The organism is Psychrobacter sp. H7-1 (genome assembly GCF_904846585.1).
GTDB lineage: Bacteria > Pseudomonadota > Gammaproteobacteria > Pseudomonadales > Moraxellaceae > Psychrobacter > Psychrobacter raelei.
This window is the reverse complement of record NZ_CAJHBH010000034.1, coordinates 13,993-30,630: the sequence shown is the minus strand read 5'-3', so window position 1 is coordinate 30,630 and position 16,638 is coordinate 13,993. Positions and strand designations below refer to the sequence as shown.

Annotated in this window: 15 protein-coding genes; 6 read left to right on the top strand and 9 right to left on the bottom strand. The window is 45.1% G+C overall.

Annotated elements, in window-relative coordinates:
* Window positions 1-311 precede the first annotated feature (311 nt).
* Window positions 312-1,118 (top strand): 2OG-Fe(II) oxygenase, encoded by an 807-nt coding sequence (locus JMX92_RS10080; protein WP_201545457.1) that lies wholly within the window; start codon window positions 312-314, stop codon window positions 1,116-1,118.
* Between the two features lie 82 nt (window positions 1,119-1,200).
* Here JMX92_RS10080 and JMX92_RS10075 read toward each other — a convergent pair whose 3' ends face one another.
* On the bottom strand, window positions 1,201-2,037 hold the full coding sequence (locus JMX92_RS10075; protein ID WP_201545455.1) for a TrmH family RNA methyltransferase: 837 nt from the start codon (window positions 2,035-2,037) through the stop codon (window positions 1,201-1,203).
* 190 nt (window positions 2,038-2,227) lie between these two features.
* Complete coding sequence (locus tag JMX92_RS10070; RefSeq protein WP_155587657.1) at window positions 2,228-3,232, bottom strand: class 1 fructose-bisphosphatase; 1,005 nt, start codon at window positions 3,230-3,232, stop codon at window positions 2,228-2,230.
* Between the two features lie 649 nt (window positions 3,233-3,881).
* Between JMX92_RS10070 and JMX92_RS10065 the strand changes: the two genes are divergently transcribed.
* From JMX92_RS10065 to JMX92_RS10055, 3 genes are all read left to right on the top strand, one after another.
* Window positions 3,882-4,955 (top strand): aspartate carbamoyltransferase catalytic subunit, encoded by a 1,074-nt coding sequence (locus tag JMX92_RS10065; RefSeq protein WP_041773349.1) that lies wholly within the window; start codon window positions 3,882-3,884, stop codon window positions 4,953-4,955.
* Window positions 4,956-5,074: 119 nt separating this feature from the next.
* Window positions 5,075-6,226: a dihydroorotase gene (locus JMX92_RS10060; RefSeq protein ID WP_201545453.1), complete on the top strand. Its 1,152-nt coding sequence runs from the start codon at window positions 5,075-5,077 to the stop codon at window positions 6,224-6,226.
* Window positions 6,219-6,689, top strand: a complete 471-nt coding sequence (locus JMX92_RS10055) for a DUF2127 domain-containing protein (RefSeq protein ID WP_011961071.1) — start codon at window positions 6,219-6,221, stop codon at window positions 6,687-6,689. The genes JMX92_RS10060 and JMX92_RS10055 overlap by 8 nt, the downstream gene beginning before the upstream one ends.
* Window positions 6,690-6,753: 64 nt before the next feature.
* On the opposite strand, the gene JMX92_RS10050 is transcribed toward JMX92_RS10055, so the two are convergent.
* The 7 genes from JMX92_RS10050 to JMX92_RS10020 form a co-directional block, all read right to left on the bottom strand.
* Window positions 6,754-7,545: an SGNH/GDSL hydrolase family protein gene (locus JMX92_RS10050; RefSeq protein ID WP_201545451.1), complete on the bottom strand. Its 792-nt coding sequence runs from the start codon at window positions 7,543-7,545 to the stop codon at window positions 6,754-6,756.
* 23 nt (window positions 7,546-7,568) lie between these two features.
* Window positions 7,569-7,814, bottom strand: a complete 246-nt coding sequence (locus JMX92_RS13775) for a pentapeptide repeat-containing protein (RefSeq protein WP_201545449.1) — start codon at window positions 7,812-7,814, stop codon at window positions 7,569-7,571.
* Window positions 7,815-7,900: 86 nt separating this feature from the next.
* Window positions 7,901-9,298 carry a nicotinate phosphoribosyltransferase gene (locus tag JMX92_RS10040; protein WP_110816890.1) on the bottom strand — a complete coding sequence of 466 codons (1,398 nt, stop codon included), beginning with the start codon at window positions 9,296-9,298 and terminating at the stop codon, window positions 7,901-7,903.
* A 127-nt stretch (window positions 9,299-9,425) separates the two neighbouring features.
* Complete coding sequence (locus JMX92_RS10035) at window positions 9,426-10,514, bottom strand: bifunctional nicotinamide-nucleotide adenylyltransferase/Nudix hydroxylase (protein ID WP_011961068.1); 1,089 nt, start codon at window positions 10,512-10,514, stop codon at window positions 9,426-9,428.
* Window positions 10,515-10,731: 217 nt separating this feature from the next.
* A complete protein-coding gene (locus JMX92_RS10030) occupies window positions 10,732-11,361 on the bottom strand; it encodes a glutathione S-transferase family protein (RefSeq protein WP_201545447.1) in 630 nt (209 codons plus the stop codon).
* Window positions 11,362-11,539: 178 nt separating this feature from the next.
* Window positions 11,540-12,532: an EamA family transporter RarD gene (gene rarD / locus JMX92_RS10025; RefSeq protein ID WP_201545445.1), complete on the bottom strand. Its 993-nt coding sequence runs from the start codon at window positions 12,530-12,532 to the stop codon at window positions 11,540-11,542.
* 120 nt (window positions 12,533-12,652) lie between these two features.
* Entirely contained in the window at window positions 12,653-13,927 is a 1,275-nt protein-coding gene (locus JMX92_RS10020; RefSeq protein ID WP_011961065.1) for a hemolysin family protein, read from the bottom strand.
* 381 nt (window positions 13,928-14,308) lie between these two features.
* Between JMX92_RS10020 and nfuA the strand changes: the two genes are divergently transcribed.
* Together nfuA and JMX92_RS10010 are read left to right on the top strand one after the other, a co-directional pair.
* On the top strand, window positions 14,309-14,959 hold the full coding sequence (gene nfuA, locus JMX92_RS10015; protein ID WP_011961064.1) for a Fe-S biogenesis protein NfuA: 651 nt from the start codon (window positions 14,309-14,311) through the stop codon (window positions 14,957-14,959).
* 241 nt (window positions 14,960-15,200) lie between these two features.
* Window positions 15,201-16,514: an O-acetylhomoserine aminocarboxypropyltransferase/cysteine synthase family protein gene (locus JMX92_RS10010; RefSeq protein WP_011961063.1), complete on the top strand. Its 1,314-nt coding sequence runs from the start codon at window positions 15,201-15,203 to the stop codon at window positions 16,512-16,514.
* Window positions 16,515-16,638 lie beyond the last annotated feature (124 nt).

The window sequence follows — 16,638 nt, the reverse complement described above, 5'->3', positions numbered from 1 at the left end:
TCGCAATCCGCGAAGGTGGCCGTACTGTAGGTGCTGGTGTTGTTGCTAACGTTAAAGACTAATCTCTTTAAGTGTTAATAACGCTATCAAGCAAAAAAACCGCCTCATTGAGGCGGTTTTTTTATGGGCAATTTTTGGATAGGTGTTCATTTGCTTTTAAGCGTATCTGTATTGTGGCGTTGGAAATATGGTTAATATCAGCTAAGATATTAAAGGACTAAAGCTTATGAATTTAATATCTTCAATGAATCACAGTAGATGTCATAAGTATCTAATAGCGTACAAGGCTCAACAAAACTATGGAGTGGTAGATGAGCGCATTAAAAAGTTTAGAAAAAGAGTGGCAGGAATGGTTGAAAATTAATCTTGCTCGAGGGGTGCCTGCCAATAACTTAGCTGCTTCTTTATTCGAAAGAGGATGGGTAGATGCAGCTTATGAGTTGATTAGTAAAAGCAGTAATCAAAAAATCCCTCATATAAATATTACCAATAATTATGTTGAGTTGTCTGACAAAAGAGTCTCCCTCTCCTTTGTGTGTTATAAGCCATTTGTAACGGTTATTAATGACTTTCTTAGTCCAGAAGAGTGTGATGCCTTAATTAGCGATGCAGATCAGAAGTTAAAAGCCTCTAGAGTGGTTGACCCTGAGGATGGAAGCTTTGTCGAGCACAGTGCCCGCACAAGTACTAGTACAGGCTATCATAGAGGCGAGATAGACATAATAAAAACCATAGAAGCGCGTATTGCTGATTTAATAAATTGGCCTGTCGATCATGGCGAAGGGCTACAAGTACTTCGATATGAAGATGGCGGAGAATATCGTCCTCACTTTGACTTTTTTGACCCTGCGAAGAAAAGCAGTCGCTTGGTCACTAAGCAAGGTGGACAGCGCGTTGGCACATTCTTGATGTATTTATCTGAAGTAGACTCTGGCGGTTCCACCCGCTTTCCAAACTTAAACTTTGAGATCCGACCTAACAAGGGCTCAGCCTTATATTTTGCCAATACTAATTTAAAAGGGGAGATTGAGCCATTGACATTACATGCTGGTATGCCTGTCACCGAGGGCGTTAAGTATCTTGCCACAAAATGGTTGCGCGAAAAACCCTACATTTGATGAGTGCATAGATATAAAAAATGGCGCCAAACGGCGCCATTTTTTAGATCTACTTAGCATGACCTGACAAAGACATGAAAATCTAGTCGACATAGTGTCTTTGGCGCAAGGTCTCATACATACATAGAGCACCTGCAATGGCCACATTTAAGCTTTCTTGACCATTTGGTTGAGGCAGCGCTACTGGTGTGGCAAGCTTCATGATATCGTCACAGACACCTTGTCCTTCATGACCCATCACCCAAGCTACAGGACGATTTAGATTCTGCTTATAAATGATGTTATCAGTATGTGAGCTGGTGGCAAATACGGGAAGGCGCAAATAAGCCAATACTTCATCCGCCTCAATACCTTCGTAAATGGTCAGGCCAAACTGCGCGCCCATACCGGCACGCATCGTCTTTGGTGACCAAGCTTGGGCGCTACCTTTAGTACAGATTATGGTGTTGATACCGACGGCTGCTGCAGTCCGCAGTAAGGTGCCCACATTGCCATTGTCTTGTACGTCATTTAATATCAAGCAATCTGTCGTAATCGGAGATTTTAGAGCTTGTAGATCATGTTGTGGTACTGTCACAATGGCCATAATCTCAACACCACTGCCTAAGGTGGTTATACCTTGATAGACACTATCGCTAACCACAGTTACCTTGTTATCGAGGTTATAATCACTCAATGAGCTTAATAGTGTTTGTACTTCTGGATGTGATAGACCGCTATAAGAGATGATAATTTGTTCTGGCAGGAAGTCAGCCTGTAGGGCAGCTTCGATAAGATGAACCCCCTCTAATACAGTTTGACCTGACTTTTTACGTTGTCTGGATTGATTTAATAGGGCTTTAGCCAGCTTGGCTGTTGGGTTTTTGTCTGAGGTAATAACAGGATAGTTAGAAAACTTATTGGTGATAATGTCGGTCATTATTTGCTCGTTTGGTTTAAATATTAAAGTATATCTCTGAGGTTAAGGGCAGTGTGTTTAAAACAGAGATATAGGCCAGTAGGGTAACACACCTTGCTCGATATTTAGTTATTCACACGAAAATAAAAAGACCAAACTGCCTGAGTTTGGTCTTTTCATAGGGCGCTTATAGCAAATAGTGCTCAGTTTATTAGGCCTGCTGATGTAGCTTTTGGACATACTCAACTTCGTTTTTTGCGCCCAGCACCACCGCCACACGTTGGTGGATATCGGTAGGCTCACAATCCATAATACGATTTAGGGCATCGGTTGAAGCACCACCTGCACGTTCAATCAGCAGGCTCATGGGATTGGCTTCATACATTAAGCGTAGTTTGCCCGCTTTATTGGGGTCTTTGGTGTCTTTGGGGTAAATGAAGATACCGCCGCGGCATAAGATGCGGTGTACATCGCCTACCATGGCCGCAACCCAGCGGGTATTGAAGTTCTTACCGCGTGGTCCGGTGCTGCCTGCCAATAGCTCATTAATATACTGCTGCATGGGTGGTAGCCAGTGACGAGCATTTGAGGCATTAATGGCGTATTCTTTGGTGTCTGCATCGATAGTGATGTTGTTTTTAACCAGCTCAAACTCCCCTGTGCTTGGGTTTAAGCTAAACATAACCACACCCTCATTATTGGCGTCTAGTGACTCAGATAAAGTAAAGGCAAGCATCGCTGATGAGCCGTACAGCAGATAACCTGCCGCCAATTGCTCAGTACCTTTTTGTAAGAAGTCAGCGTTTTGTGCTGCTTGGCCTTTGTTATTGTGCGGTAAGATAGAGAAAATAGTACCGGTAGGCATGTTAATATCAATATTTGATGAGCCATCCAGTGGGTCGAATAATACTAACAGCTCGCCTGACTCATTGGCAGGAGTGGCATCATCTAGCTCTTCACTGGCCACGCCGGCGCAGTGTTTATTTGCTGTCAGCGCCTCTAGCAATAAGTCATTGGCAATAACGTCTAGCTTCTTTTGTTGCTCGCCTTGGACGTTCTCAGCACCCGCTTCACCATGGATGTCTGCTAGAGCACCTTGACGTAGCAGGTCCGTGATTTGTTTGCCGACATTGGTGATGGTGGTGATAACATCTATCACCGCTTGGGTTTGCGGAAGCTTAGGGTGTTGCTCAAAGTACTGAGTAAGGCTGGTCATAAAAACTCCTAAAAATGGGACAATATCAAGGGAAGAATCGGCTAATATAAAAGGCGATAGGTAATTTATACAAGCTCATCTATACATAGGCCGCATTGAATACCTAATGTTGAGTACCTCAAGTTGAATAGATACCGTAGATGCAGCATAGAGCTTGGCACAAAATATAAGGCCAGATCAAAGTTTAAGCGTCTGGCCAAGGTTATAATTTCAATACCGCTATGCGCCCGACAGTTAACCATAAAGTGAATGTGCATGACATACGACCATCAAACACGATTAAGTCGGCGAATAGGGCGATAATTGACCAAGCGACGTAAAAAGTTAGCTTTTTGAGCCCGCTTAAATCCGCTAAACTATAGCGGCAGATAGCCGCCAAAAAGTGGCTTAACGTGGTCCAAACACTCGAGTATTAAAATTCTTAATTAAAGTGCACAAAGTGTAGCAAAAACCAACCAATATTTCTTGTGCTACTTCATTATAATAGCGGACAAAATGACGATATCAGCAGCCAAGTCCCTTAAACTAAGGTCGGATTTAAGAGAAATAAAATTTGGGTTTGATTTATTATGGATTTGGCTTGATACTTCACCCGATTACAGATTCCCCAGTTTATATTCACTGCTCATAAAGGATGCCTAAAACTGCCATGACTGATTCTACCTCCAAGACAAGCACTAATACCGCAAGCTCTGATATGGCTGCTGAATTTGACTCAACTACAGCGCGTTTAAATGCCTCGTTGAGTAAGCCGCAGCTTAATGCTGATGGTCACTTGCGTCATTTTTTGGGCATTGAAGGCCTAAGCCGCGCACAGTTGCTGGCGATTATTCATAAGGCCGAGAGTTTCTTTGATGACAAGGGACAGCTGATTAACAGCCCAGAGCTTGAAGGCTGTACGGTGATGAACTTGTTTTTTGAGCCATCAACCCGCACTCGCACCACCTTTGAGGTGGCCGAAAAGCGTTTGGGCGCGAATGTATTGAACATAGATATTGCCCGTTCAAGCACCCAAAAGGGAGAGAGTCTGCGCGATACGTTATGGAACTTGCAAGCAATGACCGCTGATATCTTCGTGGTACGCCATTCAGCTTCAGGTGCAGCACATTTTATGGCGACAGAGGTAACCCCCGATATTGCCATTATCAATGGCGGCGATGGGTGGCATGCCCATCCCACGCAAGCCATGCTAGATATGCTAACCATTCACCGTGAAGCACCACGTCCTTTTGAAGAGTTGACGGTGGCCATTATCGGCGATATTAAGCACTCTCGTGTGGCACGCTCTGATATTGCCGCTCTAAAAATACTAGGTGTCAAAGAGATTCGAGTCATCGCCCCTCGTACCTTACTGCCTAAAGGTATTGAGCGTTATGGGGTAAAAGTATTTGAAAACATCGATGAGGGGGTGGTGGACTGTGATGTGCTGATGGGTCTGCGCATTCAAAATGAGCGTATTGGTTCGCCGCTTATGGCCGCTTCAAATGAGTATTTTAAAAAATATGGCATTACCCCAGAGCGTGTGGCCAAAGCCAAACCCGATGCCTTGGTCATGCACCCAGGCCCTATGAACCGTGGGGTTGAGATTGCCTCTAGCGTGGCAGACGGTCCACAGTCGGTGATTTTAAAGCAAGTAAATAATGGTATTGCGGTTCGTATGGCAGTGTTGTCGATGGCAATGCAAGGTCAGCGTGAATATCAAGCCCTACGCTCAAGCACCTAGCGCAGCGTACTTAAGTCAGCTGCCTATTTTTGGCCTGTTAACTTAGCCCAAAATGATCAAGCTTTGAGCCATTTTATAAGCAATTTTATTCTTCTTATCAAAAATAAACGGGATGTGTCATGCTAAACCTATTGCCTAATACTTTTACTCAGCCCAACATCGAAACAAAAAAAGACCACTGGTTACTGCCACCTTTAGTAGATTTGTGTGCACGCTTACGTGAGCCAGGTCTACAGCAGCACGGTACGTTAGAATCTGAAGGCTATGCTGCTCGTAGCACGGGCTTTTTGCACGTCGTTACTCCGCCAGATACCAATCCTATTTTAGAAAATGGCTCTTTACTAAAAGGCTTACGTGAGCGTGCTAAGCAAGATGGCGGTATTCATCTGCACATCTTAGGGGCGCTAACGGCAGGCCTAAAAGGTGAGCGCCCTGCCAATGTGGCGGGTCTAAAAAAAGGGGGCTGTATTGCGGTCACCAATGCAGGGCGTGCCTTTGAAAATGACTTGGTGATGCTAAGAACCTTAGAGTACGCCGCCACTTTTGGCTTAAAGGTATTCTTTTATCCCAATGAGCCCAGTCTCTCAGCCGGTGGTGTGGCTCATGAAGGTTATATTGCTTCATTTCATGGCCTACAAGGCATTCCTTGGTTGGCAGAAACGGTAGCATTATCCACTCAGCTGCTTATGGTGGAGGAGACGGGTATAGCCGCTCACTTTAGCCAGCTGACCTGTAAGTCGTCTGTGGAGCTTATGCGCTGGGCCAAAGGCAAAGGCCTGCCAGTCACTTGCGATGTGGCGATGCATCAGCTGCATTTAACCGATGATAACATCGAGGGCTTTAATGCTCAAGCCTTTGTCTTGCCACCGCTGCGTAGTAATACCGATCAAAAAGCGCTGCGTAAAGGCTTACAAGATGGCACCATTGATGCCATCTGTAGTCATCACGAGCCGTTAAATGACTCGGCTAAAAAGGCACCTTTTGCAGAATCTACCCCAGGGATTTCAACCTTCGATACCTTTATGGCTCTAGGCTGCAAACTGGTTAGAGAGGGGGTGTTAACTCCTGAGCAGTTGGTTGACAAGATTTGCCTAGCGCCGGCACGTATTGCTGGTATTGAAGCGGTGTACAATAACGTGGGCGGTGCGGTTTTGGTTGACCCGAACTTGCAGTGGCAATTGACCGCCGAAACGATGTTGTCAAAAGGCAAGAATACGCCGTTTTTAAATCAAACACTGCAAGGCAAAGTAGTGGAGACTTATTTTGACTGAGTCGCCACAGGTAAGTGGCTCTATTAAAGCCGTTACCTTATATGAGGTGGTCAAAGGTGTCGGGGCAGTATTGGCTGCCCTTGCTTTATGGGCGTGGCACAGTGATGTGACAGACTTTATTAGCTTGGCTAACACGGCTTGGGTTGAGCGCTTTGGTACCTTGTTTAGTGTACAGGTGGCTGCACTGACTCAAGCGGCACATCAGGCCTCCCAAAACTGGCATATTTTTACCTTGATTATCCTAGGGTATGCCAGCTTACGCTTTATTGAGGCGTATGGTTTATGGAAAGACAAGACATGGGCGTATTGGTATAGCGTACTCGGCTATGGGATATTTATCCCTGTTGAGGTGTATTATCTGATTGTGCGCCCCTTTGACTGGATCAAGCTTGGGGTGTTGCTGCTCAACGTGGTGGTGGTCATCGTAGTATATAAGCAGATGCGCCGCAAGGGCCTCCTGTAAAGCCCGAGCAGCACAGCCTCTGCTAGTAGCGTCTGATGCACTGATTTAGCTCTTGATAGAACAATTACTTGGGCGTGTCTATACCGCTTGAAACCATAAGCTTAGTAATGTTCTTGGCAATTTTAAGCGCCAAGAATGAATAAGCTTGAGAATTGGGGTGAAAGCCATCTTCAGCAAATAAATCAGCATCACTTAAGCCGGTATTGGCAAACTCAATAGGCAGTGCATACACCTGCTGATACGACTCACACACCTCGATAAGCTTATCATTCATCAGCTGACTCTTGCTGCCTAATAGCTTATTTAAGGGGCTTGGAATAGCGGGCATGTTTTGCATCGGTGGTAAGCAAGCAAATAAGATATATTTCGCCCCAAATTTACGTTTGCCCAGCTCAATAATTTGATGGAGCTGTGCTTGCCATTGGCTCACAGACACATTGCTGGTGGTGTCATTAACGCCAATCAGAACCACCATTACATCCACTGGCCGCTGCGGGGTGGGCAATACGTAAAGTCTACGCAGCGCATCAAAGCTGGTGTGGCCCGAGGTGGCGTGCAGTGCCCAGTCGATTTGATTAAATTGAGCAGTAATCTCAGGGGTCTGCTGTAAGTGACCTAGCAGATGACCGGCCAGCGCTTCTTGCTGTGACTCAACCCCAACTCCTGCCGCCGAAGAGTCGCCAAGCAGCATTAAGCTTAGGGTATTGGCATCATTCAGATGGGCATCAGACAGTAGCAAGCGGCCATGACGCTCACCTTGCGCCTCTGGCAAGCGTAAAGCAGTACGTTTGAGCTTTAGGCCTTGGTATAAATAGACTGGTGCTAAGGCGATGTGCTTGGGCTGTAATGGAATCATAAAAACCTACTGTCGTAAAATGATTAATGAAGATATTGAGAGTCTAATACATTTAAAAATAGCTGAACAGTATAAGTACTTGTTAAATAAGCACTTGTTAAATAAGCACTTGTTAAATAAGCACTTGTTAAATAAGCACTTGTTAAATAAGCACTTGTTAAATAAGCACTTGTTAAATAAGCACTTGTTAAATAAGCACTTGCTAAGGTAAGTATGGACAGTGTGAATAATGGTGCCGTGTGCCTAACTTTTAGCCCATCAAGCCCCAAAAAAGCCCGGAATAAGCCTTAATCCGGGCTTTATGTATTTTATGGGCTAGGCTGGAATAAAAGCACCATAAAAATGAGTGTTGACGCTACCAGCCAGTACGTTGACGGATGGTGGTCAGATTATCATCGACTAACAGCTTACCATCGACAAAGACATCGCGTAGTAAGTTGTCCTCGGGGGAGTTTAAGCTGTCCTCTTTGATGGTGGTGAGCGTGCCATTGGTCTGCTTAATTAATGCCAAGCGGCCTTTTTTCGAGCGCTTTGAGCGGCTAGTGATGGGGTCTTTAAAGATATCCTTCCACTCACCATCGATGCGAATGGCACTGGCCTTCATTGCCCAGCTCATGGTATCGCGGTTGACTTGTTGTAATAAGCCGCCGCCCATGCCAAAGGTGACATTATCGGCACTAAAGCCTGCTTGCATAATGGTGTCTAAAATTTTGCCTAGACTCTGCGGACTAATGCCATCACCTTGAATTAGGCGTACATAGTCTGGCAAAACCTTGTAGCCTTTACTATTAACACGGTATCCAAATTTGACCGATAAGCGCTCAAGTGCTTCTCGCACGACTTTGGCTGGATCACCACTGTCTGGACGGACCACTAAGGTGCCTCCCATAGTTTCTACCTGCTGTTTAAGCGCATCACCCCAAATATTATCAATGGCATTCCATAAGTCATAGCTGTCAGACACCACAGCGACCATGTGACCTTCACCGCCGAATTGATCGAGCATATTGGCATAGGCCTGAGTCTCACGCTCACGGCCCCAGGCGGTCATAGTACTGTGCTCAGCGGCTGGGATTGAGAAGGCTGGCATGTTATCGCTCATGCCATACCAGCGGCTTGCAGCAACCAGTGCCGTCATGCTGTCAGTACCTGAGAAATTAACCAAATGTGCAAGGCTACCTAATGCCACAGACTCCATGCTAGAAGCTCCGCGAGCACCAAAATCATGCAGCTTAAAGGGCAAGCCTGCGCTGCTATCTGCAGATTTTTCTAGGGCAGCTTTAATAATATTTTTGCAGTAATACGATAAGCTGGCCACAGTCGAGGGGTACCAAATGGCCCTAAGCAAGCTGGTCTCAAGATAGCTTGGCAGCCAATAAAACTCAGGATCGGTATTAATGATTTGGCACACCACATTAGATACAGGAACCAAGCTGCCTTCGGGCACTGCTTGAATACGAATGGGTAAGTAGCCGTTATGTTTTTCGACTAGGCGCTCCCAGCCGCTGCGATTAAAAGGCAGGCCATGCGCTTTAATCACCAGCTCAGCGTCATCGATATCCGCTGTGGTAATCGGCTTATTAAGGTATTCTTTTATAAAAGCTTGTAGACCAAAAAACACCACATCATAGTCGCCTTTACGCGCCTCGACATAGCTTGACATATACTCACTACCAGGTGGATATTGTAGCCAGTGTGAGGTCTTATAACTGTCAGAATTTAAAATCAAATTATTAAAATTTGCGGTAAACATCACAGAACTCCTCTGCTTGATTGTAAGACACTCGATAATTGAGTGCCGTCTAAAAACCCACTGCGTCTATCGCTTGGGGCAAAACCATAAAATAGCCATCTATACAGGTCTTTATGGATACTAAACATCATAAGCCCACCATCTTGGTAATAATGGCATAGTGATCTTCAAACATTTTTTTGGGATCAAGCTCGGCCAACGGCAACCAAAATGCTTTGGCCGCATCATCACCACCTTTTACCTTTGGCAAACCTTTGGCGTCATTTTTTAGCTGAAAATAAAAGGCTTGGGTAATAGTACGGCCACGTGCTGAGCGGTAGGGGTCATCAAAGGTATGCTGGGAATGACGTGAGCCGCGCAGTACAGGTTCAGGCACCTTAAGCTTGGTCTCCTCTCTTAGCTCACGCACGCACGCATCTAATAGGGTCTCTTTTTGGTCAACAAAGCCACCGGGCAGTGCCCACAGTCCACGGCCAGGCATACTGCGGCGCTCGACCAATAAAATATGCCCTGACTGTACTACCACCGCATCGGCAGTCATAAAGGTGGGCGGATAGGGGGTGTCTTGCCACTGTTTTTTATAATTATCAACGAACCAAGCCTCTTCATGCAGCTGCTGATACTCTTGCGTCTGTTTAAAGGCTTCAAGTACAGCACGGGTAGAGGCAGGCGTGCGCTCTTTGGTCGGTGTGGCGCCCATTAAGTAGCCTTCGCGAATTGGTGTGGCGGAAAGCTCTTTGTAATTGGGTACTGAGATGGACTCCCATGTAGGAAAGAGCGATAGATAGTAAGACGAGCTGTCTTTTGAGTGGCCAATTAAGGCAATGTCTTCTTGCAAGTTTTTGGTGACTGAGTACACCGATTGCTGCACGCATTGTAGCCAGCGAGTGTCATTATATAAGGCATCATCCAGACCCACGCAGTGGATACGGGCGGCATCTTTATCAGAGTAGGCGCCTTCAATCATTTGAGCTCTTTCTTCCACGCTAAAAGGATTGCGTAGACTACGGGGTAGGTTGGCTGAGCCAATCAGCATAATCACATTATCGGCACGTTTTAATGCCTCATCGACTACCGCTTTATGGCCCATGTGAAAGGGCTGAAAACGACCAATAAACACCAAGTATTTATAACGACGGGTGGCAGCAGACTTAGTCGCACCACTATTGGTTGGGCTATTAGATTCAATAGGGCGGGATTCGGGTGTCACACTCATTATAAGGCTCCTGCGCAGACTTTAAACGTACTATAAAAGATGTCAACATTAATAAGGACGAATATAGTGACACACTCATAAGACCAATAACAATATTTAAAGCGTACCAAAACGTATTAAAGGGGTTAAAAAAAGCCCCTCTATTTTTTAGAAGGGCTTGTTTTAGCGAGTGTTGAACGAAGATGATTGATCTGTTTTACTGGCCAAAAAGGCTTTGTTATAACGAACCGATTTTTTCTAGCCCTTCTTGTTGCAGTGCTTTGGTAACGCCTGCATCCGCTTCGATGCGCTCAATGAAGGCATTAAAGTTGCTGTATTGTGATAGATCAAGCTTAAAGTTTTTTGACCAGCGTAAAATCACATATAAATATAAATCTGCGGTGCTTTTGCTGCCTACGAGATAGTCGTTTGTTGCTAATTGCTCATTGGGCAGCTTGAACAGTTTGACCAGCTTGTCTTTGGCTTTAGCCACCAAGTCTTGCTGAGCTGTCTCATCGCTTACAAAGCCCTCGGGCGCAAATAAAGGCGCAAATCCTTTATGCGCATCTGAGTTCAAAAATGCCAGCCAATGTAGAATCTGTGCTTGTTCGGCAGGGGTGGCGTAGTTGCCGAAGATGTGCGCCTTTGGATAACGGGCATTGATATAGGTCTGTACCGCAATATTTTGGGTAACCACCGTATCCCCATCGACAAGCGCAGGCACTGAGCCTTGCGGATTAATCTTTAGATAGGCTTCTGACTTGATAGAGTCATGGTCCATAATCTGTAACTCATAATCTGCGTTGGCCCATTCTAAAGCGGTATGAGGAACGAACGAGCAGGCGCCGGGCAATACATATAACTTCATAACAACCTCTATTTATTGTTTTATTAAGTGACAGTAATGAGTCTAAACACTAAGCTGTGAACTTGCCGTTTTATTGTGTGAAGTTAGGTTCAAGCTCGGTATCTTTTTATTTTTTAATGTTTGCTGATATGGGGCATCTATATTGCTTAGATCACTGACATGAGCAAGCGAGCTGAACTTAACTGACCCGAGCCCCTTTTTGCCAAGGTTTGGGGCTGCGTCTATTGGCGCGTATTTGTTGTATACCATGAGCAATCAAGAACATAATGCCCAGCCAAATAAAACCATAGCTATAGAGCATACTGGTCTCAAAGCTATCACCGAGCACGGTAATTGCCAATACAAACAACACTAAAGGCTCTAGGTAACTCATCATACCAAACACATTGACTGGCAGTATTTGGCTGGCATCAATATTGGTCTTTAAGGCCAATACGCTAATTACCCCTAAGCTTGCAACCAACATAAAATACAGCCCAGATCCGGTCACAAACATAAAGTTACCAGGCGCTGCTATTACCAGATAGCCTATTGCAATGGGCAAAAATAAACTCAAATCGACCAGCATCCCCGTCATCGCCGTTATGCCCTGCAAGCGGCGCAGGATGTAGTAAATAGGGTAGGTGCCGCACACCCACAGCGTGGCCCAAGACACACTTTGGGTACGTAGCATTTCAAGGCCAATACCCAGCATGGCAAACAATACCGCCAACCACTGCAACCGGCTTAAGCGCTCACCAAAAAAAATAAAACCAAACACCACCATCATTAGCGGAAACAAAAAGTAGCCCATGGCCACTTGCACGCCTTGATCATTGACCGGTGCCCACATAAATAGCCACAGCTGACTAAAAAAGATGGGTGTGGGTAATAGTAGCCACAGCCACTGCTTAAAGCTGCTTAGCTCACGCAAGCGATTGATATGAAAGCTGAGCCTGCCAGTCATTGCCAAAAAACCAACCAACACCACCCACATAGACAGCATGCGCCAGATAAATACCTGAGTGCCGGTCAATGGCTGCAAAAGACTGCTATAAAAATAAAGCACGCCGAATAATAAGTTTGAAACAATGGCCAAAATCACGCCCTTTAGCGCCGTACGCTGCTGAGCATCGCTGTCGGCCCAAATCGAGATAAAGGGCAGGCGGGAGATTAAGGGTGATTTTGACATAAAGGCACTCAACTAAAAAAAGCATTGTGGTAAAAGCAGGCTGTCTTAAAGAGCGACCATCTTCAAAGGGCACTGTCTTTATTTCAAACACTAAACTTGGCTTTAGCGGTGTGGCGTAAGTTAGCTATCACTTTCGATCTTGGTCACCAATAGCTGGTTGATTTTGAGGTTTTCGGTATCTAAAATCTCAAATTTAAAGCCGCCATGCTCAATGACATCGGTCTTTTTTGGAATTTTACGCAGCATATACATCATAAAGCCACTGATGGTCTCGTAGTTCTCCGACTTGGGCAAATCTATGATGCCTACGGTGCGGATCACATCTTCAATCGGCGTCATGCCATCGACCAGCCAAGAGTTCTCAGTACGCTGTACAATAGGCTGCTCATCCATCGTTACCAGCTCACCCATCACGATACTCATGACATCTTTTAGGGTGATGACGCCCACCACAAGCGCATACTCATTGACGATAATCGCGAAGTCAGAGCCGGTGGTTTTAAAGGTTTCTAGAACATCAAAAAGCGATAAGGTGTCTGGAATAAATAGCGCAGGACGTAGAATGGTTGGATCTGTCAAACGCACCTGCTCTTTTTGTAGCACCAAGGCCAAAAAGGCACGTGACTCAACATAGCCAATGGTTTGCTCTAAGTCATCTTCTAAACACACCAAAAACTTATGGTGTGGTTCACGAATCATAGTCTCGACGATGACATCATGTTTCTCATTAGAATCGAAATAAATAATATACTCACGCGTGGTCATTACTGAGGTAACGGTACGCTCTTGCATCTCAAAGATATTGGCAATCAGATGATGCTCTTGATGTTTTAATACCCCTGCCTCAGCGCCTGCATCCATGACCGCATAGATGTCCTCTGAGGTCATGTCGTCTCGGCGAACGGTGGAGATGCCCATCAGTTTAAACAGTAAATCTGCCGCGCCATCAAATACCCAGATGATGGGTTTGAATATAAAAATAAGCATCATCATCGGACGTACAAGGCGTATGGCAATGGGCTCAGCGTAAGTCATGGCAAAACGCTTAGGCATGAGATCGGCGAATAACACAAACACACTGGTGACCAAAATAAAGGACAAAACCGACGCTAAGGTTTCATGACCAATGAGCGCGAGCAGATAGGGGCTGACGGCGGACTCACCAATGACACCGGCCAAAATAGCCACAGCGTTTAACAACACTTGTACGACGGTGATAAAGCTACCGGGGTTTTCTTGCATACCGAGCACATCGAGGGCTCGTACTTCCCCTTCTTTGGCGAGTATTTGCAATTTTATTTTTCGGGCAGAAGCTAAGGCAAGCTCAGAACTTGATACGATAGCGCTTATCGCTATCAATAAAAAAATAGAGATAACCGCACTAAATAAGGTCATGATATTCAACTCTACACTTTTTATACTCAAAACTTTGGCAAACGTTACCAATAATAAATGAAAATATAAAAAGCTGGATAGGGGGACTACAAGTTTTGTTAGTGGCGGATTAGTAGAAATAACCGCGCCTAGGAAATAATTATTTTTGATGTGCCATATTATAAGCCATATTGTAAAATTTAGCTTGTAAATAAGCATCACCATCCTCTCAAACCCATTTAGATTCTAGGGTATTTAATAGCATCAAGGTTACTAAGATATGCTTATTGTTATACGTATTTGCCTTGATTAATTTGCAATCAGCGCCATAATAGAGTCATTACAAATGCATATTAAGCGTTATATTTCCGTTTTATTCTTCACAACACAAGAGGTCATCTTATGACTGATAATGCTCCAGTCTCAGCAATTGATATCGAACAATCCGACATTAAAAGCAACATCACCATTACCAAAGCTGCACAAGATTATTTGGCTGAATTATTAGCCAAACAAGAAACCCCAGGCATTGGTGTGCGTATTTTTGTTGAGCATCCAGGGACGCCGCGTGCCGAGTGCTGTATGGCTTACAACCAGCCGGGTGAAGAAGATGAAGCTGATTTACAAATGCCATTTGAGCCATTTACTGCCTATATTGAAGCGTCTTCTGTGCCTTACTTAGAAGATGCGGTTATCGACTATAATAAAGATCGTTTTGGCGGTCAATTGACCTTCCGTGCGCCCAATTCAAAAGTGCCTAAAGTGGGTGCTGATGCCAGCGTAGAAGAGCGCATCAACTATGTTCTACAATCTGAGATTAACCCAAGCCTAGCGGCGCATGGCGGTGATGTTCAGCTACTAGAGCTTATCGAAGAAGAGGGCGTGGGCCTGACTGCGGTATTAAAATTCGGTGGCGGCTGTCAGGGCTGTTCAGCGGTGGATATGACCCTGCGTCAAGGTGTAGAAGTGCAGCTTAAGCAGCAAATCCCTGAGTTGACTCAAGTGGTCGACGATACGGACCACACCCGCACCGAAAATGCTTATTACAAGTAAACACTATAAATCGATCTGATTAATATGAGGGTCGGTAATAAGTATCATAATAATTAGTCATTATATTTATCAATTAGCTGGGTTATCATTGGATAATCCAGCTTTTTTATGGCTTAATCTAGGGTGGGCAAAAGTTTGGTAAGCTTAGATGGCTAAGCTTACATAAGATAAAAAATAAACCAAGCTGTGCACCCTTTGTGGAGTCACACTCTTCTATCCCCCCATAAACTAAGGAAATGTTATGAGCGAAACGGACAGTCAAAATAGCCAACTTGAGAATAATCAGCGCCTAGAAACCTTAGCGATTCATGCCGGCTACAGTGTAGAGCCGACCACCAAAGCGGTTGCCGTGCCGATTTACCACACCAGCTCTTATGCCTTTGATGACACTCAGCATGGCGCAGATTTATTTGATTTAAAAGTGGCAGGTAATATCTATACCCGTATTATGAACCCCACCAATGCGGTACTAGAAGAGCGGGTAGCGGCTTTAGAAGGTGGTATTGGGGCATTGGCTGTGGCCTCTGGTATGGCCGCCATTACCTATGCGGTACAGACCATTTGTGAAGCGGGCGACAACATCATTGCCGCCTCTACCTTGTACGGCGGTACCTATAACTTCTTCGCCCACACCTTGCCGCGTCAAGGCATCGAAGTGCGCTTTTTTGATCACAAAAATCCAGCGGCCATTCATGACTTAGTCGATGAGAAAACCAAAATGGTTTTTGCTGAGAGTATCGGTAATCCACTAGGCAATATCATTGATATAGAGGCCATCGCAGACGCGGCGCATAAACACGGTGTGCCGGTCGTCATCGATAACACCGTAGCAACCCCTGCAATTTGCCGTCCATTTGAATTTGGGGCGGATATCGTGGTGCATTCATTGACCAAGTATATGAGTGGTACCGGTACTTCAATTGGGGGTGCTATTGTTGACAGTGGTCAGTTTAACTGGGGCGATTATCCAGAGCGCTTTCCTTTATTAAATCAGCCTGATGTCAGCTATCATGGCGTAAACTTCGTTAAAGATGTCGGCGCTGCCGCTTATATTGCCCGTGCTCGCGTGGCACCGCTGCGTAATACTGGCGCTGCCCTGAGTCCCTTAAATGCCTTTAGTATTTTGCAAGGTATCCAGACGCTAAGCCTACGCATGGAGCGTCATGTACAAAACGCTCAAGCCGTGGCAGAGTATCTCAAAGCTCATGATAAAGTGGCATGGGTAAAATATGCCGGCTTAGCGGATCATCCTGACCATCAGTTGGCACAAAAATATATGAAGGGTACGCCTTCTGCCATCTTAACCTTTGGGGTAAAAGGCGGGCGCGAAGCGGGTGCTAAATTTATCGATGCACTCAATCTGATTACCCGCCTAGTCAACATCGGTGATGCCAAATCATTGGCCAGCCACCCCGCCACCACCACTCACCGTCAATTAAATGATGAAGAGCTTGCCAATGCAGGTGTGAGTGAGGATATGATTCGTCTGTCGATTGGCATCGAGCATATTGAAGATATTAAAGCGGACTTAGCACAGGCATTGGCCAAGGCTTAAGATAACACTGACTTTAAAATACAAAATCCCAGACTAGTCTGGGATTTTGTATTTTGTTATTTGCCTTTTTATTTTTACTTTGACTGCTTATTACTTTAACTCATTAGTACTTTAACTCATTATT